The organism is Clostridium ganghwense, assembly GCF_026735165.1.
Classification (GTDB): domain Bacteria; phylum Bacillota; class Clostridia; order Clostridiales; family Clostridiaceae; genus Clostridium_H; species Clostridium_H ganghwense.
The window spans coordinates 417,987-442,706 of record NZ_JAPQES010000004.1; the positions used below are offsets into that span (position 1 = coordinate 417,987).

Consider the following 24,720-nt stretch of genomic DNA (forward strand, 5'->3'; position numbering starts at 1 on the left):
CTTTATATCCTTCCCTTAGGCTTTAGTTATTTCTAACTGATTCCAATAAATTACTTACAATTTCATCAGCAGTAACTTTATCTGCCATAGCATCAAAGTTTAAGAAAAACCTATGTCTTAATGCTGGATAAGCTACATACTTAATATCCTCAAAAGATACATTATATCTACCTTCCATCAAAGCACGAACCTTTGCGGTAGCTATTATTGCCTGCGCTGCTCTTGGGCTTGCTCCTACTCTTATATATTTTTTAGATATTTCTGGTAAATCATCATTTTCTGGATGAGTTGCAAGAACTACCTTAAGGGCATATTCTTGTACTGGTTTTGAAATTGGAACTTCTCTTATGATTTTTCTAATACTTAGAATTTTTTCTCCATCTATTATCTTATCTATATCTACTGCTTCATTACTTACTGTTAAATCGATTATTTTTTTAAGTTCTTCTAAATTAGGAAATTTAACATGAAGCTTAAAAAGGAATCTATCTAACTGAGCTTCTGGTAATGGATATGTCCCTTCCATCTCAAGTGGATTTTGAGTTGCAAGTACCATAAAAGGCTGTGGTAAATTGTACGTTTCTCTTCCAACTGTAACAGTCTGTTCCTGCATAGCTTCAAGCAAAGCAGATTGCGTTTTAGGAGTTGCTCTATTTATCTCATCTGCCAAAACTAAATTTGCAAAAACAGGACCCTTTTGATATTCAAATTTACTTCTTCCTTCATCATCCTTAACTATAATATTTGTCCCTGTAACATCTGCTGGCATTAAATCTGGAGTAAACTGAATTCTTGCAAATGATAAATCTAAAACTCTAGCTAAAGTCTTTACTAATTGAGTTTTCCCAAGTCCCGGTACCCCCTCTAGTAGAATGTTTCCCCCTGAAAATATTCCAATTAAAACTTGTCTTATTATATCCTTCTGTCCTATAATTCCCTTTCCAATTTCTTCTTCTATCTTCTTAACCATCTCGGAAATTTCTAATATATCCTTCTCATTAATTTCCATACTTCATCCTCCACTCTATTCTTCTAGTGATGAAAAATAATCTTTTACCACTTCCTTCATTCCTTCTGGAACTGAAGAATTATTTATATTATCATAAGCTTTACTTTTATATTCTCCTATGACTTGATTATACGGAATATTATTTCCTTTAACAGACACACCTCTTTCTGTTAACGTTGAATCTGAAGAACCAGAGCTTCCTTTTTTTCCTCCAAGTACTGAAGTTTTACCTTCTCCACCTATAGTTTTAGGAGTAAAAATTTTCTCATAATCCTTAACATCATTTCCCTTATTTCCATCTTTTTTTCTTATTCCTGAACTTAAATTATTGGTATTTGGGGAATTTGTACTTTCAGAACCTTCGCTGCTTCCGTTGCCTGTTCCAGTTCCATTACCATTACTATTCCCATTTCCATTCCCATCTTTATTTTCACCTTGTTGTCCACTGCCTTCAGTACCATTTACTGAATTTTTTAATGCTTGCTGTACCTGTGACATAGCATTTCTAAACTCTGCATCGTTCATAAGTTTAGCTAGAGTATCCCCCATTTCTTTAATACATTGAGAGCACATATTAGAATTACCTTTTACAAGTTGCTCTGATAAATTCTTAATAGCCTCTGCAAGCTCAGGATTATTTTTAAGTTCTCTAGCCATTTTAAGAAGGTCCTTAGATAGCTGTTTGATTTGTTCTTGCGAAGCATTTTTAAGTGCTTTAGCCTGCATTTCCATAGACTTTAATAGTTTATCTGTATCTCCATTCTTTACAAGCTGTCCTAGTTCTTTTGTGATTTTATTTTTCATTAAAGTTTCTGCAACTTTTTCTAATTCTTCATTTGTATATTCTTTTTTAACTATTTCTAGCTTTCTATCTGATTTTTGTACTGCCTTCTTTATATCTTTCTTACTGTTTGCTGCTTTTATTTCATCCTGCAGTTTATTAAGATTATCTTTTATTTTCATCTTCTGCCATTCTGAAAGCTTTTTATTATCTTCAACCTTCTTTTCAACTTTTTTTATCTCATTTATAGCAGTTTTTTTCATTTCCTTAGTTTTATGAATTTCTGCTGCCTTATTTTCTAAAGGTTTTGGTAAAAATGTAGTCAATCCAAAACATAACAAAGTCACAAACATGGTAATGATATATTTATTACTAGGTTTTATAGACAAACTCTTTTTATAATCTAACTTTTTTAAATGATTTAAAGCATCTTTCTTTTGTAACTGTGCAAATGTGGAATCATCTTCTTTAAGTTCAACTGCTGTAACAACTCTCTCTTTAAGTCCTAAAGAATCTGCTTTAAGAGCTGAATATATTTCCTTAGGAGCTTTAAATAGAGAGTATACTATAAAAATTAAAATAGATACAAAAATAACTATCCACGCTTTGTAGTAAACAGCATAAATTGGGATTATTTTAGATAATAAAACTAACAATATACCTAAAATACAGCCTAAGCCACTCCCTACAATTGTCAAATTCAATATGTTTTTTAGGTGAATCCTCATTTTTATTTTCTTTAAAATATCGGTAATTTCCTTATCTATTACACTCACAAATTCACCTCCGAAATTAATATATTATTTCTTCTTTTTAAAAGCTTTTCCTTTATTATCTCTTCTCTTTATTGGATTTAATCTTATAGAAGATAAAGTAAGTAATACTATTGACGTAACAAAATTTATAATAAGATTCACATGCCAAAATTTTATATGTTTAAAAACCGAAAGCTTACCTAAATTTATTCCAGGAAGTAAATATCCATTATGAATTCCAAATTGTCCTGCCATCATTTCTATAAAAGCTACTGCTGGATTTATATATAATAGTGGGAAAGTTGGCTTTTGTACTGGATTACCTGGCAAGCGATATATATAAAATTCATAATAAAATACAGTAACAATAAGTGTTCCTACTACTAAAAAGAACAAAACTGCATAAGTTAAAACTGTTGAAGCTGTAGTTCTCTTTAAATGTGTAGAAAAGAAAATTCCAATACTCCCTATCATTATTGTAAGAACGACATAAAATAAAAGTAACTGTAAAAGCTCCCCTATAGATATTCCTCCAAATAAAAATATAATTGAAAATATAGGAAGTGAAGCTACTATTAATAGTAACACTTGACTTATTGATGTGAACAATTTCCCTATTATAATAGAACTTGGAGATAATTTAGTACAAAGTAATAAATCTAAGGTTTGTCTTTCTCTTTCCCCTGAAATACATCCTGATGTTAAAGATGGAACTATAAAAGATATAATAGTAATTTGTATCCCAGCTAAAAACATATAAGCAATCATAAAATGTTCTTTAGTAATACCAGAAGAATATGGATCTAATAAGGTATTCATTAAAATAAATAAAGCTACAAATGAAAGAATACCAACATAAATAGCAATCATACCTGCTGCTTTCCAATTTCTCATTCTAACTTTTGCTTCTTTAAGAAGCACTGGATTTATCTTCATACTTCTTCCCCCTTATTAGTAACCTTCATAAATATATCTTCAAGATTTCCATCTATCTGTGAGTATGTAATAACAGGAATCTCATTTTTAACAAGGGTTATAAGAACTTTACTCATTTCTTCTTCATTTCCCTCAAAAGCTACTTCTAATGTGTTTTCATTTTTATTAATTGTACCTATATTGGGTGATTCTTCTAATATAGTTATAGTTTTTTCTACTCTATCCTTAACCTTTATTCTCAATGTTTTATTTTTGTAAATTCTATCCATAACTTCATCTACTGTCCCACTAATTACTTTTCTTCCTCTATCTAAAATAGCAATACTTGTGCATATCTCTGAAAGCTCTGATAATATATGCGAGCTAATTAATACTGTTTTCCCCATATCCTTAAGAGTTTTCAAAATTTCTTTCATTTCATATCTAGCTCTTGGATCCATCCCTGAAGCTGGCTCATCTAAAATTAAAAATCTAGGATTATGAACAAGACTTCTAGCTAAACATAATCTTTGTTTCATCCCTCTTGATAAGCCATCTACATACGCATCCCTTTTATCACTTAAATTAACCAATTCTAAAAGATCTGAGCATACTTTTTTTCTATCTTCACCATATATATCATAAATTGAAGCATAAAAATCTAAATACTCGCTTACCTTTAGATCATCGTATACTCCAAAGAAATCTGGCATATATCCTATAAGTTCCTTTGCCTTTCTACTGTCTTTAAAAACATCTATTCCATCTATTCTAACTTCTCCAGAGGTAGCACTTAAAAGTCCTGAAACGATTTTCATGGTTGTTGTTTTTCCAGCTCCATTAGGCCCTACAAATCCTAAAATTTCTTTTTCAGGTATCTCCAAAGTTAAATCATCAACAGCAGTAAATTTTCCATAACTTTTCTTTAAATTTTTAATTTCTAGCATTACTTAACACTCCCCTTTACAGAAACTTTAGGAATTTCTACAGAAGCATGCTTCTTTACTACAAGTTTAAGCTTAAGTTTATTATTATTATCAACATATTTACTTGTATCTTCTTTCTTTATGTGTAAATTTTGATATATACCTTCTTCCCACTTTGCAGTTTTGTTATTCCAAATATATTGAATCACTTCTTTATCTTTATTATTATTACTTCTCGTTTCTAATTTGTATTTTAACTTTATATCTTCTACTTTAACTTTTTTATCAAAATTAAAATTAATCTCATATTCTCCACTAGCATCTATCCATTGAGATGTGCTATCCAAATCTCTTATTCCATTTAAAACTTCTACCTTAGGTCTTATAACATCAAAAGGAATTTCGATTATATTTCCATTTCTATAGCTTAACTCTATAGGAGCTGTAACTAAGCTTTTTTCATATTTATCAATTTTTTTACCATTTACAAGTAAATTCTTTGTTATAGGCACTTTGGTCCATCCAAATATAGTTGGTTCAATTGTCTTATCTCTATCATTATCTTTAAAATATCCTAACAATAATCGTCTCTTTTGATTATTAAGTTTGATTTGTTCATGCTGACTTCTTGGAAGGTTATAATCATTATAAATGTTATCCACAAGATCATATATATTGTTATTCCTTACATTATTAGAGTATATTTTTGTAGCTTGATTAATTTTTTTTACTTCTCCCTTCTTTATCTCACCAATTTTTATACAACCGCTAGAAGTAATTAAATAGCAATCTTCTAAGTCAAATCCTAAATTATTTTTAATTTCTCCATTATATTCTCCGTTAATATAATTTAGTTTTCCTTCCAAGATTCCTTTTTTAGTTTCATTTACATTAAGCTTAAGTATTTTATTTTCAAAAACTGAATTATTATAAAATTCAACGGAAGTTTTAGGTTCCCAGATAATTTTAGATTCTATAATTTTCTCCTTTGACTGTGGATAGTTATCATGTATGAGATTAAATATGGGTTCTATGTCCATTCCATCTGCACTTTCAATCTTCATATCTCCTTTATTAGGCGTAAATATAGAAGAATATGTTTGAATATTTAAGTTTCCACTTTTATTTACCTCAATAATATTAATTACATTTGCTATTGAGCCTGTAATTTTCGTAGAAATTCCTGAAACATACATAATCACCACAAAAACCAATGATATAACAGGAACTGTTATCCACATATATTCTCTTTTGTCTTTCTTCTTTAAAATTAAATAGTTAACTGGTGCAATTAATATTATGTAAATAATAAATATAATTATAAGCTTGGACTCACTAGGAACAGGCAGCTCTGGTATTATATTTAAAGCACGTCTAAAATCATGTTTTCTCCCTTCATTACTTTGCATATTATTAAAATTACCGCCTGAATAATAATCTGATGGTAACACCTTTTGTATTAAGTTCTTTACAAATTGAGAATTATAATTCCAGCTTGGCATTGGATCTACCCCAAAATCAAAACCAGCTACAACAATACTTCCTTTTCCATTTTGTATTTTTTTTACAATCTCTACACCTTTATCTTTAAGAATTGAAGTGCCATTCTGTAACTTTATATCAAGAATATTTAAATCCATAGAAGTTCTATTCTTATTATTTTGTAATAAAGAGTATAACCCGTCAGTATTTTTCTTTGTAGTTTCTCCAACTTTTCCAGATAAAAATTCATCCTTAAATATTGAAAAAGTTTTATTATATGCTGAACCGGTTCCTATAATTAAAGTGCCCCCTTTGTTTACCCACTTTTTTAATACATCATATTGCTTATTACTTAACTTAGATGTGTCAAAATCGTTTATAACAATTACATCAAACATACGAATTGTATTATAATCCTGTGGAAAAATCTTTTCGTTTAATTTTAATGTTTTATTCTGCATAGTAACTGAATTTAAAAATGACATTGAACCAATTGAACTAATATAATTCAAATTATCAAATTCATCGCTTAGTATTCCTGTAAAAAAACTCTCAGAATTATATCCTGTACTTATTGTTTTTTCTTCTTCATAAACAACTTTCTTTCCTTGCACCAACTTTATGTTTAGCTTTGATGTTATCTTCATTATAGGTACACTAATGTATACTTGTTTAGTTGAATTTATAGGCAAATTTATTGGCTTGGCAAAAATAGTTACTTTTCCATTACCACTTTCTGTTTCTACCTGTATTTCTCCATCTATATCCTTTAATTTATTATTTATATCAACATTTATAGGTACATAATATCCAACTTTATAACTGCCATTAAACCCTACTTTAACATTCAAATCTACTTTTCCTTCACTAGCATATGAAGTTATGGGAAAAGTAGCTAATATTATAAATAGGGTTAAAAAAATTACTAGAAATCCTTTTAATCTTATTTTCATTAAAATTCCCTCTCTTATCTGCATATTTTTAATATTATGATAACATTTAGTATTAACAAAATTGTAACAATCACGTAACATAAACCTTAAATCAATCTTAAACTTTCTTTAGTTTTCATTAAGTAATTGAAATTTTTCTTCAATATATTCTTTATTAGAAGAACTATACCATCTTCTATTTTCATTATCCAAAATTCTGTAATGACCGCTTATTCTATTCTGCTGTAATCTAAAATTTTCCGTACTTTTTACATTGTCCCACCATACATATCCTCCCATGGTTTTATTTCTAGGAGTATATAAATTATCAAGAGCTATAATCTCAACTACTTCTACAGGATTATCTCCAAGAGCCATCTGAAGAATTTCACTTTCTCTAAATATGGCACACAAAGCAACTGCTGCTGTCCAGCTTAACTTAGTTCTATCTTTTTCTATTTGTACTAGGGTTTTCTTTGATAATCCTAAAACTTCAGCCATTTTTTCTTGAGAAAAATTATATTCTGTTCTTATTAATTTTAATTTACTAGATATTATTTCTATTATTTTTTCCTTATCCACGTTATTTGCCTCCATCTTCTATAGTATAAACAATTACACATAGTGTAATTTTACACTATGTGTAATTGTTCTTCAACTTGCTTTTCGAATACCTTTAATGTAATAAAATCTAAATATGTATCAACAATTAAAATACAAGTTCATATTTTTCGCCAAAATTCACCTAAAAAAACCCCAGGCTTAATGCCTGAGGCTTAACTTCTTATATTAATTTTGAATAGTAGTTACAGTACCATTTTTTACATAAACATATAAATTATTATCATAAACATATTGTTTAGATATACTATTAGCTGTTTTAGTTGTATTTATATCATTAGGTATACCACATGCAAATAATAATTCCAACTCATTCATACCAATTTCCGGCTCATATTTCCTATCTTCTAAATAATTTTGTAATCTTTTTATTTGTTCTGAAAATGGCCCATCATAATCCGACTCTATTCTTTTTATTTTCCTTTTTGCATCTCTTATTCTAATTTCTAAACTATATTTTTTTATCCTATCATCATTAGTATAAATGTTATGCATAGCTTGTGTATAATATTTTAGGTTTTCTGCTCCTTGGATTTTGCAATCTTTTAAATTAATGTAAATTTTCCCTATATCAAAATCTCCTGTATTAATCCCTTCTTTTATAAGAGAAACTGTTTCCTTTATAATTTCATTATTCCATTTACTAGTGACGTTTGTATTTTGAGAATTTGATTCTTGTGAAGTAGAATTCCAATTAGTGCTACTAACATTATTAGAACCACATCCATAGAACCCTAATGATAAAACAATTATTACACTAAATATTTTAAGTATTTTCATATTAAACTCTCCTTTCAATAATTAGTTAACTTTCACTATTTGTTATTATACCTTTATTCGACATTATTTTCAATCATAATTAATTTTTTCTATATATAGCTTAGTTTTACAGTAATATATTTATATACATTAATAGTTTTCAATAAAAAAAGCCACAAGAATAGAACTTTTAATTCTATCCCAGCAGCTTTATCATTTACATTTTATTAAATATATAATCGTTTAGTATATTATCCGAAAAATCTCTTTAATAGACCTCTGAAAGCTGAACCATGTCTAGCTTCATCTTTGCACATTTCATGGACAGTATCATGAATTGCATCATAGTTTAATTTTTTAGCAAGTGTAGCAAGGTCTTTCTTTCCTTGACAGGCACCATGCTCTGCTTCAACTCTCATTTCTAAGTTTTTCTTAGTACTATCAGTTACTACTTCTCCTAAAAGTTCTGCAAATTTAGCAGCATGTTCTGCTTCTTCAAAAGCTATTCTCTTATATGCTTCTGCTACTTCTGGGAATCCTTCTCTATCTGCTTGTCTACTCATTGCTAAGTACATACCTACTTCAGTACATTCTCCAACAAAGTTAGCTCTTAATCCTTCTAATACTTCAGCATCTACATCTTTAGCTATACCTATTCTATGTTCATCTGCCCATTGTAAATTGTCATCTTCTTTCTTTTCTATAAACTTATCCTTTGGCGCTTTACATTGTGGGCAAAATTCTGGTGCCTCAGCTCCTTCGTGAACATATCCGCATACTGTACAAACAAATTTTTTCATTTTATATTCCTCCTAATTATTTATATATTTTTATTTAATATTTACATTATATTTTTTGTTATTTAAATAATTATTATTTGTTAATAATTATTTTCCGTTGCTATATTTATACTATATACTATATTTTATTTTTTAGCAATTTATTCTCTTATCATTATAGTTAATCTAGCTAAATTAACTCTTTATTGCTCTTAATTTTTATGAATTACTAATTGTTTTTATATTTAAGTGATTTTTGGTTGTTTTTATTAACTTATATCTAAAATAAGACTAAAATAAAAAAAATGTTGGATAAACTCCAACATTTTTTATTTCTTTTTAACCAATGCCTCCATATACAGCACCTAAAATCAAAACTACTATAGCTACAATTGTAAATACATATTTAGCTACAGGCTCAAACCATTTTCCTAGAGGTTTAACTGCACCTTTATTTATTTCTTCTCTTGCTTTACCAATTCCGAATATCCAGAAAAAAGCTACTGCTGCTAATATTGCTCCTAAAGGTGAAAGATATATTGTTATGAAATCTGAAAAAGCCCCAAACTTTTCTAAACTTAAATCTAGTGGAATACCTAAAATGAAAGCTAAAATAGAAATTATTAGTACACTTTTACTTCTTGTCCATTTTAATCTATACATAACAGCCTCTACAGGTGCTTCTAACATATTTATAGCTGAAGAAATGGCAGCAAAAATTATACTTAAGAAAAATAACGCTCCAAATACCTGTCCACCTGGCATCATCTTAAAAATTGATGGTACAGTAATGAATAACAAAGCTGGTCCTGCTGTTGGATCTAATCCAAATGAAAATGCTGCTGGTATTATTATAAATGCTGCAAGCAAAGCAGACATTGTATCAAAAATTACAGTGTTAATAGCAGAATTAGGTATATCAATTTCATCATTTAAATAACTTCCATACACAACTAAAGCTGAACCTGTTAGTGATACTGTGAAAAATGCTTGTCCAAGTGCCATAACCCAAGTTATAGGTTTTTGTAAATAAGACCACTTAGGTATTAATAAATATTTTATACCTTCTGCAGCTCCTGGAAGAGTTAAAGATTTTACCATTAGTGCAACAAATATTATAAAAAGCGCTGGCATTATAATTTTATTTATCTTTTCTATTCCTTTAGAAACCCCACCAATAACTATACTTGCCGTAATTATTACAGCTAAAGCGTGCCATCCTATACTAGTTGACGTACCTGCAAAACTAGTAAAGTAAGCTGGTATATCTACTTTATTAAAAGTACCACCTATAATTGCTAAAAAATATCTAAGTATCCAGCCTACTACTATAGTATAAAAAACAAATATTCCAGCAAGTCCTATTGTAGGTATACTTGCAAATAGAGAACCAAAAGGCAATTTCTTTTCTTCAAAAATCTCTTTAATTCCACCAAAAGAACCTTTTTTTCTACTTCTACCAAGAGCAAATTCCCCCATTAGACCTGTAGTACCTAAAATTAATACAAATAAACAATATGGAATAAGAAAAGCTGCCCCTCCGTATTGCCCAAGCCTCCATGAGAACATCCAAATGTTCCCTAATCCTACTGCTGAACCTATACATGACAGTATAAATCCTAATTTTCCTGAAAAATTTTCTCTTTCTTTCATTAGTCTTTCCCCCTTTTTAAATTAAGTAAATTTAAATGCAAAAAAACCACATAGACAATATCTATGTGGCAAAAATATATCATTATATAATAACCATCATAGATACAAACCCTATAAAAATAATCTCTTACGGGGCCTGTATCTATGATAAACTATTCAAATATCATATATACAAACCCTATCTAAAATGGCTATTAAAAAATATTTCTGTTTTAATGTTGCTGTTATTTATATAATTCATAATAATTTCTCCTAATAATTAATTTTTTAAATGATAACATAATATACTGAATATTTCAAGTTATTTTTAATGTTTTGTAAAAAAATTATTATCAAATTTACTTTAAATCCTTATAACATTTATGCCCACAAAGACTCTCAGCGTTTTTCACTGCTCTAACAACTGCTCTTTCCATAACTCTTGCAGCCAAAAGTCCAACTACATTAATATCAGCTTCAATTTCTCCAGTTGCAAGTGCAAATATAGTATCACCATCATACATAGAATGTGCTGGATAAATTGTTCTACCGAAACCATTATGGGCCATAGAAGCGACCTTATTTGCTCCCGCTTTAGTAAGCTTTGCATTAGTAGCTATAACCCCAATAGTAGTATTTCCATTAAATACATTTGTTTTATCATCATACTTTGCTACCATAATGTCTTCTGTATTTCTAAATGCTGTTTTATCTTTATTTAAAACTCCAGCTGCTATTTTACCCTCTTCAGGATCTATAATGTCGCCAAGAGCATTAACAGCTACAATAGCTCCAACGGTTAAATCTCCTGCTTTAAGTGCAAAACTTCCAAGACCACCTTTCATAGAAAACTCTGGTCCTAAAATTTTACCAACTGTGGCTCCTGTACCTGCCCCTACATTTCCTTCTAGGGATTCTGTATTATTTGCATTGATACAAGCTTTATATCCCATTTCCTTATCTGGTCTAATTTTATGATTTCCTATTACTAAATCAAATAGTGCAGCACCACAAACTATAGGAACCTTTGTAACTCCTACATCAAAGCCAATTCCTTTCTCTTCTAAGTATTGCATTATACCCGATGCAGCATCAAGCCCAAAAGCACTTCCACCAGTTAATAAAACTCCATGTATTTTATCAACCATATTTACTGGATTTAAAAGATCTGTCTCACGAGTTCCTGGGGCTCCTCCTCTTACATCTACTCCTGCTGCTGCACCTTCTTCACAAAGAATTACTGTACAACCTGTAGCTGCTTCTAAATTTTGTTCATGTCCTACTTTAATTCCCTTTATATCAGTAAAATTTATAATCTCCATTTTTCCACCTCTAATTTATTTTTAGTACTTTCAAAATTCATATAACCTTAAAACAATTATACATTATTTTTTTATTGCTTATATAACAAAAGCAGTAAAAACTTTTTACGCTTTTACTGCTAAATCATCAATTAAACTAATTTTTTCTTACTTTTTTAACTGCCATAATAACTCCAACAGTTATTATAACTGCAACAATAATTTCTGGAATTCCATGAGTAATACCAATTCCCAATATTGTTTTTCCTACAGTATCTACTGCAATCTTATTAGCTTTTGCAAATGGCTCAGCATACAATAAGAACATCATTCCTAAAAATCCAAGAGTATTAATTAAAGTACCTAATGCAGCAGCTACTCCAACTTTGATACTTTCACTCTTACCAGGCACAAGCTTATAAGCATAATAAGCACCAACTCCTATAAGTATTCTAGGAACTACTGATACTAATGGGTTAAGAAATGCTACCAAAAGTATATTTCCTGTTGTTACAGCACGAATAATACTTAAAACACCAAATATAAGTCCCATAATTGCACCAATTACAGGTCCTTCTAAAACAGCTGCAATAATAACAGGTATGTGCATTATTGTAGCTCCCACTGGTGGTATAGGAATGATCCCCAGTGGTGTAAACCCAAGTATTACTGCTATTGCAGACAACATTGCAAGAGTAGTAAGTTTTCTTGTACCCATTCTACGTTTTGAACCTACTTCAAAATTTCTTTCCATAAATTTACCTCCGTTCTTATTCCTTCTAGGATATAAGTCGAATTCCTAAACTTCCTTAATCATTTAATTTTAAGTTCAGTTTCCAAATGAAATACCGACTTTGTAAATATTTTAACAACTTTTTGGAGTAAATTCAAATAGTTTTTTATACCATATATTTTTTTTCTTTTTTATTCACTTCTCTTGATGCTGCAGAAGTTTTCTCTTGTAAGTATAAAACATACATAAGTATAGAAGCTCCTAAAGCTAAAACTGCCATTAACGGCCATGCACTTCTTACACCTCTATATTTTATATATGTTCCCATAACCTTAGGTCCAATAGCAAATCCTGCCCCAGATATAATAGGTAATATTGAATTTACTCTCCCTCTATGAGACATAGGTGTATGATTTGCAACATATACTCCACTATTAGTGGAAGCTAAGATTTCTCCAATAGTCCAAATTATTGTTGAAATTATTAGTAAAAAGTAGCTTTTTATAAAAAACAGCATTCCAAATCCTAAGGAATAAAAAATTCCTGCCATAGCTATGTTAAAAATAGGTCTATTTTTTCTAGTTAATCTAATTATCAAAACAGTAAAAAATACAACTACCAAAGCGTTTACTGACATTATAGATCCAAAAATCACAGCACCTCTTTCTCCGAACATATTTTTTGCTTGTAGCGGTATACAAAAAGCATGTTGAGAATACACAAAAGAATATATAGCTGAAACTAGTGAAAAAGCTAAAAGAGCAGGTCTATTTATAATAACAGAAATTAAACTTCCACTTACACCTTTTTCTTTTTCATTTGTAATTTCTTTATCATCATATTCATGATCATCAGGAATTGTTTCTTTAACAAATATAGCTACTAATATCAATGACGCTATAGTTGTTAAAGCATCTCCCCAAAATATCCATTGAAGATAATTATTATACAAAAATCCTGCTATTAATGGACCTACAGCTACTCCTATATTTATTCCTAAATATAAAAGTGAAAATGCCTCTTGTCTATTATCCTCATTAGTTAAATCTCCTACCATAGCCGAACTTGCTGGCTGTACTGCCCCACCAAAAAAATTTGATAAAATTAAAAGCCATGGTATTAATATTGAATTTCCTAAAAAACCACATGGTATTAGCATAATAGCTGCAAGAGATTGAAAAATTATTAATATTTTTTTTCTTCCTAGATGATCACATAGTTTTCCACCAATTATAGACCCTGGAACAAAAGCAACAGCAGACATCATCATAAAAGTTCCTATCTTATCAGTACTCATTCCCATTTTATCTGTAAGAAACATAGTTAAAAAAGGATATATAAAATTTCCTAAACTATTTATTATCCTCGCAAAAAATAATATAATAATGCTTCTTGGAAGGTTAGAATACCTTCTAAAAGTTTTGAATAGCCCCATTTGTATCTCCCCCTTATTAAATTTAAAAGCCGCCCTAAAGGACGGCAAAATTATTTAGCAAGCTCATAAATTGCATGTGCATAAATTTTTGCATTTTTAATTAAATCCTCAACTTCTATATATTCATTTGGTTGATGAATCAATTCAGGTTCACCAGGAAATAATGGCCCAAAAGCAACTATATTAGGCATTTCCTTTGCATATGTACCTCCTCCAATTGATAAAAGTTCAACTTTTTCTCCTGTTTGTTCTTCATAAACCTTTGAAAGCGCTTTGATAGTTGGATGATCCTGTGGAAAATATAGAGGTTTTTGGTGTTCCATATTTTCTACTCTTATTTCACTTCCTTCAAGGGTAGCATTTATTCCATTCATCATTTCTTCAAAAGTGCATGTTACAGGATATCTAAGATTTACAGTCATTCTCGCTTTTTCTTCGTTTATATCTATTGTTCCAACATTAAATGAAAGCGTTCCTGAAACATCATCTTTAAGCCCTACGCCAAAAGATTCACCATCTGTTTCTAATCCAACGTGCTTATTAAAAAACTTTATAAGATTTAATATATCACTATCTTCAAAACCCAATTGTTCTACAAACCCAAATAATTGCATTATAGCATTCTTTCCAAGCTCTGGTGTACTACCATGAGCCGATGCTCCAACTGATTTTATTATTGCCATATCATCTTTAACTTCTGCAGTTATATCATATCCAGTTATCTCTTTAAAGTTACGTGCATATAACAATACTTTTTCTGCTTCATTAGTTATCACTGCTGCTTCACAATAATCTGGAACCATATTTGCCTTTTGACCGCCTTTTATATATTTAATTACTGTATTGTTTCCTTTAACTTTTAAATCTTTAACAAAATCAAATATTGTAAGTCCTTTTTCTCCATTTATAATTGGATATTCTGCATCTGGAGTAAATCCTGATACAGGAGCTGTTTCGGTTTTAAAATAGTGTTCTATTTCTCCACAACCACTTTCTTCATTTGTACCAAAAATAATTCTTACCTTTTTAGAAAGTTTAATTCCTAAATCCTTCATTGCTTTAAGTCCATAAAGTACTGATATCATAGGTCCTTTATCATCCATAGTACCACGTCCATACATCTTTCCATCATGTATTTCAGCAGCATATGGTGGATGAATCCATCCATCTCCTTCTGGCACAACATCTAAATGTCCAAGAATTGCTACATATTCTTCACCTTCACCATATTCAGCATACCCTACATAATTATCTAAATTTACAGTTTTAAAACCAAGCTTTTCACATAAATCCAAAGCATATTTAAGTGCATTATAAGGACCCTCTCCAAAAGGCATTCCTTCCTTAGGTTGTTCTTCAACACTTTTTATTTTTATTATTTCTTGAGTAGATTTTATAATCTCCTCTCTCATTTCATCTATTTTTCTGTTTAATTCCATATATATCTCTCCCAACTGTTTACATTAATTCTAAATCCATTATATAATTATAAACTTTTTGTATTATTATTATCAACTTATACTTTTATGCATATATATAGTTCTAAAAATAAAAACTAATGGCAATAATTACAATATAATTATTTAGTAGAGGAGCTATGTATATGCAAAATGATCTTGATATGAATAAAATGTTACAAAAAAAAATTTTAGAATATATCTCAAAGGGAAGACATTTATTTGAAAGAAATGAGATAGATAGAGCTTTTAAAATGTTTGATAAAGCATTACAGCTTGACAGCAATTATGCAGAAACTTATTTAGTTAAGGGTGAAGCATACATACAAATGTTTGAAATGGAAAAAGCTGAAGAATGTATAAAAAACTATCTTAAAATAAGCTCAGATACATGCAGAGGATACTTAAATATGATAGAAATATATGACATAAGCGGGAAATATGAAAAAGCACTTGAATTTTGCGATAAAGTATTAGAAACAAGAAAAATCGATTCCTATATTTACTATAGAAAAGCCTGCATATTAACAGAACTTAGTAGATTACTAGATGCTGTTGATTGCTTAAACAAATGTATAGAACTAAAACCTGACTTTTATGAAGCATACTGTGAAAAAGGCGAAATTTTAACTACTTTATGTAGACATGAAGAAGCATTAAATGTTTACTCTAAAGCAATAGAAGTAGATAATAAAAAAAGTGAAGCATATACATCTAAAGCCATTATTTATATGGATTTGAAGGATTATGAGAAAGCCTTACCCCTTGCTAAAAAAGCTTATAATTTAAACCCTTCAGATGAATGGGCTAGATGCTATTATATTATAATAAAAGATATGTTAAAAAAATCAAAAAATATATCTAATAATAATGGCCTGGTTATACCCTTTAAATTATAAAAATTAAGCTAACAGAAATTAATCTCTGTTAGCTTAATTTTTATTGATTTTTACTTCTTTGTTTATTTTGTCTCTCTTTATCATTTCCTAATTTTCTTGACTCACTTGAATATCCTAGTTCATTAGATGTTTCCATCTTCATTTTCGCTAGTTCTTTTTTGGCTTTTTTGTTAGCTTTTTTATTTTCTTTATTATTCTTATTATCCTTATGAGACATTTTAATACCTCCATTATATATTTAAAAATTTTCTATATTATTTTAGCCAGAATTTCAAAATATATAATAGAATCTCTGCGTTATTCAATAATAATTTTCTTTTAATAATTATGTAGCACTTTTAATTAAAATTGACCTTATTATTGTAATATATTTCAAAAAAATTATATAAATTTTGTATATTTTTACAATTCATTGTGATATAATTGTAATAAATTTCCTATCATTCAAATATATTATTTAACATATACTAATCATTAAACAATATAAGTTTAATATCAAAAATAAGGAGGCATAAATGCTATGGAAAAATCATACGAAATGAAAAAAACTAAAAATACTGAAGTTACAACTAAAACTAATGAAACTGTGGAGGTAAAAAAAACATTTCAAATTACTCAAGATGTTATTGAAGAATGTCTTGAAACATGTTTTGGATAAAAGAAACCTCAAAATTACTTTTGAGGTTTCCAAATATATTCTCCTTTTGTATTTATATAACCTAATTTACTTCCTATCTCTACAGCAGCTATACCATCATTGAACTCATAAGCCTCACTAAATTTAGGTTCTATAACCATTTCTCCGTTCATATTTATATATCCCCATTTATTTCCAGCTTCAACACCTATTAAGTCTCCTGCAATAATGTCTATGTTACTATATTTTATAGGAATTATTTCTTTTCCTTCTTTATCTATATATCCGTACACTTCATCTTTTCCTACTACTGCATATTCATCATAAAAATCATCTGCTTCTTCATATTTAGGAGCTATAACCATGTCTCCTTGTTTATCTATATATCCCCAGCCATTTTTTACTTCTACAGCTGCTAATCCTTCTGAAAAATCACTAACAGCAATATACTTTGGTTGTATTATCAAATTACCGTCCTTATCTATATATCCATATTTACCATTCAAATCTACTCCTGCTAATCCTTCACTAAAACTATGGGCATAATCATATTTTGGTTCAATAATAATCTTACCTTCTTTATTTATATACCCTTGTTTACCACCAATTTGAACTAAAGCTACTCCATCATTAAAATCATAGGCATCTAAAAAAGTAAGCGGAATTACTTCATTGCCTTTTTTATCTATATAACCCCAGCTATATCCTCTTTGAACCGCAGCTAATCCTTCCTTAAAAGAATTTACTTCTTTATACTTTGGTTCTATAACAACTTCTCCATTTTTATTTATAAATCCATATGTGCCTTTAATGCCTATTATAGCAAGTTCATCACTAAAATCTTCTGCATAATCAAATTGTGTATCTATAATTAAATCACCATTCCTATCAATATATCCATATTTACCTTTTACTACTACTGGATAAAGCGTACTTTCCTTACTCATACTAATCTTCTCCTTTATAATCTAATAATCTATTGCTGGTTATTAATTCTTTGTAAATGAATTCCTAAACTCTTATATTACATGTTTATAATATAACATTGCTATATCTTTTTTTCAATTTTTGCTAGTTATTTGCTAATATAAACAGCTGTTTACATTATTAAATTAATAGTTTAATATATATTATGTTAAAATAAGCTTGAAAATAAACTATACTGAAAGGACTTGTGTATATAATGGATACTAAAAAAATAAATTGTAGAAAATGTAAATATTTTTATATTACTTGGGATGCAAAATCTCCTTATGGTTGTAGAGCAATGGGATTTAAGACAAAACTAATGCCTTCTCTTGTAGTGTTTCAATCAACAGGTAAAAATTGTTTATACTTTAATGAAAAAAACACTAACAAATCTTCTTAACACTCCACTTTTCATTAACATATAATCCTATAATTTTTACGTCTAGATTCCATGCTTCAACAGTTTTAATTGCAAGCTTAATATCTTCTATCTGTTTTTCTTCATCCACAGGATTTCCAGCACAGTCATAATGTCCCACTATTGCAACTAGATCTGAATCATGCTTATCTATAGAAATCTCCACTCTTTTTTTAATAGAATCTACAGTCTCACTATCTTTATTTTCTGCTAATATTTTATTGGGACCTGCTTCTGTTATCATATCAACATATTTTACATGATACTTCTTTGTAATATATTGAATAACAGGAATTTGAACTCTACCATCCATACAATTAATAGCAGCAGCAAACTTCTTCTTCATTTCACTTCTCCTCCTTAATTTATATCTATTATTTATTAATTAGTTAGTAAAAATTATATCTATATATTCCTCACATTACAAGTTATAAATAAAGTCAATGAAGCCCTATTCTAAAGCTTCATTGACTTTTATTTTAATAATAATAATAATATCCGTAATCGTAATATGGTCTTCTTCTCCTTCTACGTATTCTTCTACGCCTTCTTCTTCTACGTCTTACCTCTCTTATAAGTAATATCTTTAATAAATCATCTACAGTATCTCTTCTCCCATAAGGTCGTCTTCTTGTTCCATCTCTATTCTCTTCATCCTCTTCTTCTAATTCATCTTTTATTTTATCATAGATATCTTTACACATTGCATCTAACTCTTTTTCTGTAGGAATATACATTTCTCCATATTCTCTTTCCATTGTATGGCAGTGATATTTTATCCAAGGATGTATTTTGTAATAAATTTTAGGATACATTTTCTTTAATTCTCTGTCATCTTCTTCCATACATTCCATTGCCATCATAGGCATGCAATACATGCAATACATATTATACATAGAACCTCCTAATATTATACCTTGTTAACTCACTTTATATATTATGCATACAATCTTAATTTGTTAAATAATCGGTTTAAACTTTTAGTATAATTTAAAATTAAAATAGCTTATAATAATATATACTAATAAAATTTAAATCATAATAATCAAATATTAAGAAGGTGATAATTTGGATAATAAACTTGAAATAAAAATATCAGATACTGCTTATAATAAACTAAAAACATTACTTTCATCTCACAGTGATGAGTACTCATGTATAAAACTTTCTTATAATAGAACTTGCTGTAAGACTCCTGGTATAGAAATATTTCTAGATGATTTTGAAAATAAAAAAGGATATACAACTCAAAACTTTAAAGATATTACATTTATATATAATAATAAAGTTATAGAAAATATAAAAAAAGTTGAACTAATTTATAAAAATTCTAATTTTATGATAAAGACCATTCCACTAAACCCTCCTTCTAATAATTGCTCTAGCTGTCATGGAGGATGTAACGGATGTAAACACTAAAGAGCAAGCTAATAGATTTTTTATTAGCTTGCTCTTTTAATATTTTTCTTCCACTATCCTTGTATATATTATCTATGATAACCTAAATATTTTTACACTTTGTTGAAGTTCTTCAGCCATTTGTTTTAAATCCTTAACAGCAAAAGAAATTTCCTCTATTGTAGTTGTTTGTTCTTCAATTGAAGCTGTAACTTCTTCTGTAGACGCTGCTGATTCCTCAGATATAGCGGCAACATTATCAACATACTTAGCCATATATTCTATTTTTTCGTTAGAATTTGTTATTTTCTTATTTACTATATCTAGCCTATTTTTTGTTAACTCAAATCCTTCTAATATTTGACCTAAAGATAGCTCTACATTTTGAACGGTAGCTTCTCCTTTGTCAGTTTCTTCAGTCCCTTCATGTATTGCCTCTATAGCCAACCTAGTATTACTTTGAGTAGTTTCTATAAGTTCTTTAATGCTATTAGAAGAATTCATTGTTTCTTCTGCAAGCTTTCTAACTTCTTCTGCTACAACCACAAAACCTTTACCAGCTTCTCCTGCACGTGCTGCTTCAATAGATGCATTTAAAGCTAAAAGATTTGTTTGACTTGCTATGCTATCTATTATCTCTACTATATTACCAATTTGTGATGAAGTCACCTGCAGCTCTTCTATCACATTATTTGAATAAATAACCTTATCCTTTATAACATTTATTTGTCTAACCATATCATTCATTTTATTTTTTCCATCTTTGGCAAGATAATTAGTCTCATCTGCCATTTTTACAACACTTTTTACCTCTTCATATATATCTCCCATATTATTCACTAATTCAGTAGAATTAAATGATATTTTTTCTGTAGCTTTTACTTGCTTTTCACTTCCTTCAGCAAGTTCTTGAGTTGCTGTTGCAATTTCTTGTGAAACTGCTGATGATTGTTCTGTTGACTGCAATAAAGTTTCTGAAGAAGTTAATAGCTGCTCTGAAATACTATTTATTTTACCAGTGATATTTTTAAGATTATTTATCATTTCATTAAAACTATGGGCCAATATTCCAATTTCATCATTGCTATTAATGTTTACTTTTTTAGTTAAATCCCCTTGTGCTACTTCTTTAGCAACCATCTCTAATTCTTTTAAAGGTTTCATAAGCTTTGAAATTAAGTAAATCAATAAGGTTGCCCCTATAATAAATGATATTACTATTATAAATATAGAATTAAACATCAAATCTTTTTTAGCTGCTCTTACATTCTTCATTGAAAGCCCTATGTTAACAGCACCAATATGCTTGTCTCCTTTATATGTAGGTAATAACACATCATATACTTCTTCTCCCTTATATGTATACGTTGATGAATATACTTTACCATCTCTTGCAGCTGCTATACTTCCTGCATCGTCTAAAACTTTTCCTATTCTCGCCTTATCTGTATGAGTATTTACCTTTACATCTTTTCCTATTGTTAGAGCATATACCAGATTTTCATTTTCTCCTAATTTATCAATAATAGTTTGGGTATTCACATTATGTAATACTTTATTTATGTTTGTTGCAAGTATTCCTACTTGTACAAATCCTCCGTTGCTCATGGCAACTGCTCCATATTTATAAAATTCTCCTTTTTTAACACTACTTTCTCGAATATCCTCAACTATTTTACTCTCTTTATTTTTTAGAATACTCTGAACCATATGCTTATTTGGGTATTTATAGTTTATGTTCTCTGATAAATTAGAATAAATAATAGTCCCATTTGAATCAGAAATATTTATTTCTTCCACACCAAGTTCTTCTGAAATTTGTGTTAGATATGCATTTGAAATATTAGGTATTTTTCCTAGCAAATATGCCGTACCTACTATTTTATCCTCTAAAACCTTCTCAATTTCCTGTTCAATTACAAAATTAGTCGATATTTGATCTCTAATTTGCTCTACTATCATATTTCCATCTGTTTTCATTTGTTGTTCAATTTTTTTATTGACAATTTTTAATGAAACAGTTGAAAAAACTAATAGAGCAGCAAATAATACCATTAAAGATGTAATTGCGATTTTTAATTTTAATGATAATTGCCCTTTAACCTCTTTTGCCTTTTTCATATTATTCCTCCTAAGTTTTATTGATTATCAAATCATATATTTTTATGAAATATATAATTCATTTAAACTTTTTATAAAACTTCCTTTATATATAATATAATACATTTTGTCCTGAAATCAAACAACTTAATTATTAATCTTTTGACCAAACTATTGATATATGCATATTTGTATAATAAGATTAAAAATATAAAATTGTAATATAAACAAATGAAGATTTTATATTACAGGGAGGATATATAATCTATGGAACGTCTATTTGAAATATTTAGGATATTATCCTATATTAATATTCTATTTGCCCTAGCAGTAATATTCTTTGAAAGGAAAAACGCTTCTACTACTTGGGCTTGGTTAATGGTTTTAGTTCTCATTCCTGGTATTGGCTTTGTTTTATATTTACTTTTAGGTCAAAATCTTAGTAGAGAAAAAATATTTGATTTAAAAGCTGAGGAAGATAGATTTCATAAAGAATTGTTATCTCAGGGAAAACAACTGACGGAAAATCATATAGATTTTCATGATAAGGAAATGGTAAAGTATAAAGATATGATGTATCTGCATCTTAATAACAGTCAAGCTATTTTTACCCAAGATAATAATGTTAAAATTTATACGCATGGCGATTCTACTTTTGATTCTATACTTCATTCCATTGAAAATGCTCAAGATCATATTCATATGGTTTATTATATTGTAAAAAATGATACCCTAGGAAATAAAATATTAAATGCTCTTATAAAAAAAGCATCTGAAGGAGTAGAAGTAAGATTTTTATATGATGAAATGGGATGTAGAAAATTACCTAAACGTTTTTTCAATGATTTAAAAAAGGTTGGTGGTAAAGTAGCTATTTTCTTTCCTTCTGTACTTCCCCACGTAAATATTAGAATTAATTTTAGAAATCATAGAAAAATAGCAGTAATTGATGGGAAGGAAGCCTTTATAGGAGGATTTAATATAGGAGATGAATATTTAGGCAAAAGTAAAAAATTTGGTTATTGGAGAGATACTCATTTAAAAATTGTGGGAAGTGCTGTTGATTCTCTTCAGCAGAGATTTTTACTTGATTGGCGCCATGCATCGAATGAAAAAATAACCTTTGATAAAAAATATTTTCCAAGTAAACCTCTTTACAAAGGAGTGGGCACTCAAATAGTATCTAGTGGTCCCGACTCTGAATGGGAACAGATTAAAAATGGATACCTTAAAATGATTCAATCTGCTAAAAAAAATGTTTATATTCATAGTCCTTACTTAGTTCCTGATGATAGTATAACTGAAGCTTTAAAAATAGCTTCTCTATCTGGAGTTGATGTAAGAATTATGATTCCTAATAAACCCGACCATCCATTTGTATATTGGGCATCTTTATCTTATGTAGGTGAATTACTAAAAGCAGGTGTTAAATGTTACACTTATAATAAAGGTTTTCTTCACAGTAAAATGGTAGTTATTGATAGTAACGTCGCCTCTGTGGGTACAGCAAATATGGATGTACGAAGCTTTAAATTGAACTTCGAGGTAAATGCCTTTTTATATGATAGTACTATTGCACAAGAACTTGAAAAAATATTTGAACAAGATATCTTAAACTGTACAGAAATAACTAAAGAATTCTATGAAAAAAGATCACATATAATAAAGTTCAAAGAATCTATATCTAGATTGCTTTCTCCTGTATTATAATTGTGTTGTAATAAAAAAGTGTAAATTTTAATCACTAAACTTTATAACAAAGCACAAAATAAACTTCAACATATACAAGTTTTTTATTGTTGAAGTTTATTTTTTACATTATATATACTTTTGTGTATATTGGATAGCTTCTTTTGCATCAGTTATAATTTTTTCTATTATTGATTGGCAACTTTCAATTTTATCTATAACAGTAATACTTTGTCCTGCATAAACTGATCCAAATTCTACATCCCCTTCTTGAGGTGCTTTTTGGGATGTTCCTGTTACTAAATTGATAAGTTCTTCTTCTGATACACCATTCTTTTCAAGTTCTAAATATTTATCTGAAAGTTTGTTACTTAAAGTTCTTACTCTATGCCCAATTGACTTTCCTGTAACTACTGTATCTGTATCTATGGCATCAACAATTCTTTGTTTTACATCAATATGAGCAGTACATTCTTTTGATGCATAAAATCTTGTTCCTATTTGAACTCCTGCTGCTCCCATAGTTAAAGCTGCCGCTAATCCTCTTCCATCTGAAAAACCTCCTGCTGCAATAACAGGAATATCTACTTGTGGTATAACTTGAGTCATAAGTGCCATTGATGATATAGTTCCGATGTGGCCTCCGGATTCCATACCTTCTATAATAACTGCATCTGCCCCCTTTTCAGCAACTCTTTTTGCTAATTTTAAATTAGGAACAACAGGTATTACTTTTATTCCTGCTTTATGTAACTTTTCAAAATATGGAATAGGATTTCCTGCACCTGTTGTAACATAAGCTACTCTAGCTTCACAAATAACCTTTATAATTTCATCACAATTCCCCTCTATTATGGCTATATTTACTCCAAAAGACTTATTTGTAAGCTTTTTTGTTTTTTGTATTTCTTCTTTTACCCACTCCGCAGTTCTTCCTCCTGATGCTATAGTTCCAGCACCGCCTGCATTAGATACAGCTGCAGTTAAATTAGATTCTGATACCCAAGCCATAGCTCCTTGAATTATTGGATACTTAATATTAAGTAGTTCTGTTAATTTAGTTTTCATTTTAACCCTCCATATTTCGTGTAAT

Annotated in this window: 24 protein-coding genes; 5 read left to right on the plus strand and 19 right to left on the minus strand. The window is 29.0% G+C overall.

Annotated elements, in window-relative coordinates; all coding sequences use genetic code 11:
- Positions 1–22 precede the first annotated feature (22 nt).
- The 13 genes from OXH55_RS13250 to pepV all read right to left on the minus strand — a co-directional run bounded on the left by OXH55_RS13250 (position 23) and on the right by pepV (position 15,499).
- Positions 23–1,009, minus strand: a complete 987-nt coding sequence (locus tag OXH55_RS13250; RefSeq protein ID WP_268050454.1) for an AAA family ATPase — start codon at positions 1,007–1,009, stop codon at positions 23–25.
- Between the two features lie 15 nt (positions 1,010–1,024).
- Entirely contained in the window at positions 1,025–2,566 is a 1,542-nt protein-coding gene (locus tag OXH55_RS13255) for a hypothetical protein (RefSeq protein ID WP_268050455.1), read from the minus strand.
- A gap of 24 nt (positions 2,567–2,590) precedes the next feature.
- Complete coding sequence (locus OXH55_RS13260) at positions 2,591–3,481, minus strand: ABC transporter permease (RefSeq protein WP_268050456.1); 891 nt, start codon at positions 3,479–3,481, stop codon at positions 2,591–2,593.
- On the minus strand, positions 3,478–4,407 hold the full coding sequence (locus tag OXH55_RS13265) for an ABC transporter ATP-binding protein (RefSeq protein WP_268050457.1): 930 nt from the start codon (positions 4,405–4,407) through the stop codon (positions 3,478–3,480). Before OXH55_RS13265 ends, OXH55_RS13260 begins: the two co-directional genes overlap by 4 nt.
- Positions 4,407–6,821: a hypothetical protein gene (locus OXH55_RS13270; protein WP_268050458.1), complete on the minus strand. Its 2,415-nt coding sequence runs from the start codon at positions 6,819–6,821 to the stop codon at positions 4,407–4,409. Before OXH55_RS13270 ends, OXH55_RS13265 begins: the two co-directional genes overlap by 1 nt.
- Positions 6,822–6,929: 108 nt before the next feature.
- Positions 6,930–7,382, minus strand: a complete 453-nt coding sequence (locus OXH55_RS13275) for a helix-turn-helix transcriptional regulator (RefSeq protein WP_268050459.1) — start codon at positions 7,380–7,382, stop codon at positions 6,930–6,932.
- Between the two features lie 207 nt (positions 7,383–7,589).
- On the minus strand, positions 7,590–8,201 hold the full coding sequence (locus OXH55_RS13280; RefSeq protein WP_268050460.1) for a hypothetical protein: 612 nt from the start codon (positions 8,199–8,201) through the stop codon (positions 7,590–7,592).
- A 230-nt stretch (positions 8,202–8,431) separates the two neighbouring features.
- Positions 8,432–8,980 (minus strand): NADH peroxidase, encoded by a 549-nt coding sequence (locus tag OXH55_RS13285; RefSeq protein WP_268050461.1) that lies wholly within the window; start codon positions 8,978–8,980, stop codon positions 8,432–8,434.
- A 318-nt stretch (positions 8,981–9,298) separates the two neighbouring features.
- Positions 9,299–10,612: a sodium-dependent transporter gene (locus OXH55_RS13290; RefSeq protein WP_268050462.1), complete on the minus strand. Its 1,314-nt coding sequence runs from the start codon at positions 10,610–10,612 to the stop codon at positions 9,299–9,301.
- A gap of 338 nt (positions 10,613–10,950) precedes the next feature.
- Positions 10,951–11,913: a P1 family peptidase gene (locus OXH55_RS13295; RefSeq protein ID WP_268050463.1), complete on the minus strand. Its 963-nt coding sequence runs from the start codon at positions 11,911–11,913 to the stop codon at positions 10,951–10,953.
- Between the two features lie 136 nt (positions 11,914–12,049).
- On the minus strand, positions 12,050–12,646 hold the full coding sequence (locus OXH55_RS13300) for an ECF transporter S component (protein ID WP_268050464.1): 597 nt from the start codon (positions 12,644–12,646) through the stop codon (positions 12,050–12,052).
- A 145-nt stretch (positions 12,647–12,791) separates the two neighbouring features.
- Positions 12,792–14,060 (minus strand): MDR family MFS transporter, encoded by a 1,269-nt coding sequence (locus tag OXH55_RS13305; protein WP_268050465.1) that lies wholly within the window; start codon positions 14,058–14,060, stop codon positions 12,792–12,794.
- A 50-nt stretch (positions 14,061–14,110) separates the two neighbouring features.
- A complete protein-coding gene (gene pepV / locus OXH55_RS13310; protein ID WP_268050466.1) occupies positions 14,111–15,499 on the minus strand; it encodes a dipeptidase PepV in 1,389 nt (462 codons plus the stop codon).
- Positions 15,500–15,663: 164 nt separating this feature from the next.
- Here pepV and OXH55_RS13315 point away from each other — a divergent pair, with 164 nt between their 5' ends.
- Complete coding sequence (locus tag OXH55_RS13315; protein WP_268050467.1) at positions 15,664–16,416, plus strand: tetratricopeptide repeat protein; 753 nt, start codon at positions 15,664–15,666, stop codon at positions 16,414–16,416.
- 40 nt (positions 16,417–16,456) lie between these two features.
- Here the strand turns inward: OXH55_RS13315 and OXH55_RS13320 are convergent, their stop codons facing one another.
- A complete protein-coding gene (locus tag OXH55_RS13320; protein ID WP_268050468.1) occupies positions 16,457–16,633 on the minus strand; it encodes a small, acid-soluble spore protein, alpha/beta type in 177 nt (58 codons plus the stop codon).
- A gap of 303 nt (positions 16,634–16,936) precedes the next feature.
- On the opposite strand from OXH55_RS13320, the gene OXH55_RS13325 reads away from it, so the two are divergent.
- A complete protein-coding gene (locus OXH55_RS13325) occupies positions 16,937–17,074 on the plus strand; it encodes a hypothetical protein (protein WP_268050469.1) in 138 nt (45 codons plus the stop codon).
- Positions 17,075–17,088: 14 nt separating this feature from the next.
- On the opposite strand, the gene OXH55_RS13330 is transcribed toward OXH55_RS13325, so the two are convergent.
- The gene (locus tag OXH55_RS13330) at positions 17,089–18,000 is read right to left on the minus strand and encodes a WG repeat-containing protein (RefSeq protein ID WP_268050470.1); all 912 of its coding nucleotides are present in this window, start codon (positions 17,998–18,000) and stop codon (positions 17,089–17,091) included.
- Between the two features lie 236 nt (positions 18,001–18,236).
- On the opposite strand from OXH55_RS13330, the gene OXH55_RS13335 reads away from it, so the two are divergent.
- Complete coding sequence (locus tag OXH55_RS13335; RefSeq protein WP_268050471.1) at positions 18,237–18,422, plus strand: uracil-DNA glycosylase; 186 nt, start codon at positions 18,237–18,239, stop codon at positions 18,420–18,422.
- On the opposite strand, the gene OXH55_RS13340 is transcribed toward OXH55_RS13335, so the two are convergent.
- Both OXH55_RS13340 and OXH55_RS13345 read right to left on the minus strand, forming a co-directional pair.
- Positions 18,406–18,786, minus strand: coding sequence for a carbonic anhydrase (locus OXH55_RS13340; RefSeq protein ID WP_268050472.1), 381 nt, complete (start codon positions 18,784–18,786; stop codon positions 18,406–18,408). The genes OXH55_RS13335 and OXH55_RS13340 overlap by 17 nt on opposite strands.
- 133 nt (positions 18,787–18,919) lie before the next feature.
- Positions 18,920–19,336, minus strand: a complete 417-nt coding sequence (locus tag OXH55_RS13345; RefSeq protein ID WP_268050473.1) for a hypothetical protein — start codon at positions 19,334–19,336, stop codon at positions 18,920–18,922.
- Positions 19,337–19,508: 172 nt separating this feature from the next.
- On the opposite strand from OXH55_RS13345, the gene OXH55_RS13350 reads away from it, so the two are divergent.
- Entirely contained in the window at positions 19,509–19,859 is a 351-nt protein-coding gene (locus OXH55_RS13350) for a hypothetical protein (RefSeq protein WP_268050474.1), read from the plus strand.
- A 72-nt stretch (positions 19,860–19,931) separates the two neighbouring features.
- On the opposite strand, the gene OXH55_RS13355 is transcribed toward OXH55_RS13350, so the two are convergent.
- Positions 19,932–21,959, minus strand: a complete 2,028-nt coding sequence (locus tag OXH55_RS13355) for a methyl-accepting chemotaxis protein (protein WP_268050475.1) — start codon at positions 21,957–21,959, stop codon at positions 19,932–19,934.
- 246 nt (positions 21,960–22,205) lie between these two features.
- On the opposite strand from OXH55_RS13355, the gene cls reads away from it, so the two are divergent.
- Positions 22,206–23,648, plus strand: coding sequence for a cardiolipin synthase (cls, locus tag OXH55_RS13360; RefSeq protein ID WP_268050476.1), 1,443 nt, complete (start codon positions 22,206–22,208; stop codon positions 23,646–23,648).
- 108 nt (positions 23,649–23,756) lie between these two features.
- Here the strand turns inward: cls and OXH55_RS13365 are convergent, their stop codons facing one another.
- Positions 23,757–24,695 (minus strand): nitronate monooxygenase, encoded by a 939-nt coding sequence (locus OXH55_RS13365; RefSeq protein ID WP_268050477.1) that lies wholly within the window; start codon positions 24,693–24,695, stop codon positions 23,757–23,759.
- Positions 24,696–24,720 lie beyond the last annotated feature (25 nt).

Coding starts and splice junctions, on each gene's coding strand:
- OXH55_RS13250 (WP_268050454.1), bottom strand. CDS start 1,009: ATGGAAATTAATGAGAAGGATATATTAGAAATTTCCGAGATGGTTAAG.
- OXH55_RS13260 (WP_268050456.1), bottom strand. CDS start 3,481: ATGAAGATAAATCCAGTGCTTCTTAAAGAAGCAAAAGTTAGAATGAGA.
- OXH55_RS13265 (WP_268050457.1), bottom strand. CDS start 4,407: ATGCTAGAAATTAAAAATTTAAAGAAAAGTTATGGAAAATTTACTGCT.
- OXH55_RS13270 (WP_268050458.1), bottom strand. CDS start 6,821: ATGAAAATAAGATTAAAAGGATTTCTAGTAATTTTTTTAACCCTATTT.
- OXH55_RS13280 (WP_268050460.1), bottom strand. CDS start 8,201: ATGAAAATACTTAAAATATTTAGTGTAATAATTGTTTTATCATTAGGG.
- OXH55_RS13285 (WP_268050461.1), bottom strand. CDS start 8,980: ATGAAAAAATTTGTTTGTACAGTATGCGGATATGTTCACGAAGGAGCT.
- OXH55_RS13290 (WP_268050462.1), bottom strand. CDS start 10,612: ATGAAAGAAAGAGAAAATTTTTCAGGAAAATTAGGATTTATACTGTCA.
- OXH55_RS13295 (WP_268050463.1), bottom strand. CDS start 11,913: ATGGAGATTATAAATTTTACTGATATAAAGGGAATTAAAGTAGGACAT.
- OXH55_RS13300 (WP_268050464.1), bottom strand. CDS start 12,646: ATGGAAAGAAATTTTGAAGTAGGTTCAAAACGTAGAATGGGTACAAGA.
- OXH55_RS13305 (WP_268050465.1), bottom strand. CDS start 14,060: ATGGGGCTATTCAAAACTTTTAGAAGGTATTCTAACCTTCCAAGAAGC.
- pepV (WP_268050466.1), bottom strand. CDS start 15,499: ATGGAATTAAACAGAAAAATAGATGAAATGAGAGAGGAGATTATAAAA.
- OXH55_RS13315 (WP_268050467.1), top strand. CDS start 15,664: ATGCAAAATGATCTTGATATGAATAAAATGTTACAAAAAAAAATTTTA.
- OXH55_RS13320 (WP_268050468.1), bottom strand. CDS start 16,633: ATGTCTCATAAGGATAATAAGAATAATAAAGAAAATAAAAAAGCTAAC.
- OXH55_RS13325 (WP_268050469.1), top strand. CDS start 16,937: ATGGAAAAATCATACGAAATGAAAAAAACTAAAAATACTGAAGTTACA.
- OXH55_RS13330 (WP_268050470.1), bottom strand. CDS start 18,000: ATGAGTAAGGAAAGTACGCTTTATCCAGTAGTAGTAAAAGGTAAATAT.
- OXH55_RS13335 (WP_268050471.1), top strand. CDS start 18,237: ATGGATACTAAAAAAATAAATTGTAGAAAATGTAAATATTTTTATATT.
- OXH55_RS13340 (WP_268050472.1), bottom strand. CDS start 18,786: ATGAAGAAGAAGTTTGCTGCTGCTATTAATTGTATGGATGGTAGAGTT.
- OXH55_RS13345 (WP_268050473.1), bottom strand. CDS start 19,336: ATGTATAATATGTATTGCATGTATTGCATGCCTATGATGGCAATGGAA.
- OXH55_RS13355 (WP_268050475.1), bottom strand. CDS start 21,959: ATGAAAAAGGCAAAAGAGGTTAAAGGGCAATTATCATTAAAATTAAAA.
- cls (WP_268050476.1), top strand. CDS start 22,206: ATGGAACGTCTATTTGAAATATTTAGGATATTATCCTATATTAATATT.
- OXH55_RS13365 (WP_268050477.1), bottom strand. CDS start 24,695: ATGAAAACTAAATTAACAGAACTACTTAATATTAAGTATCCAATAATT.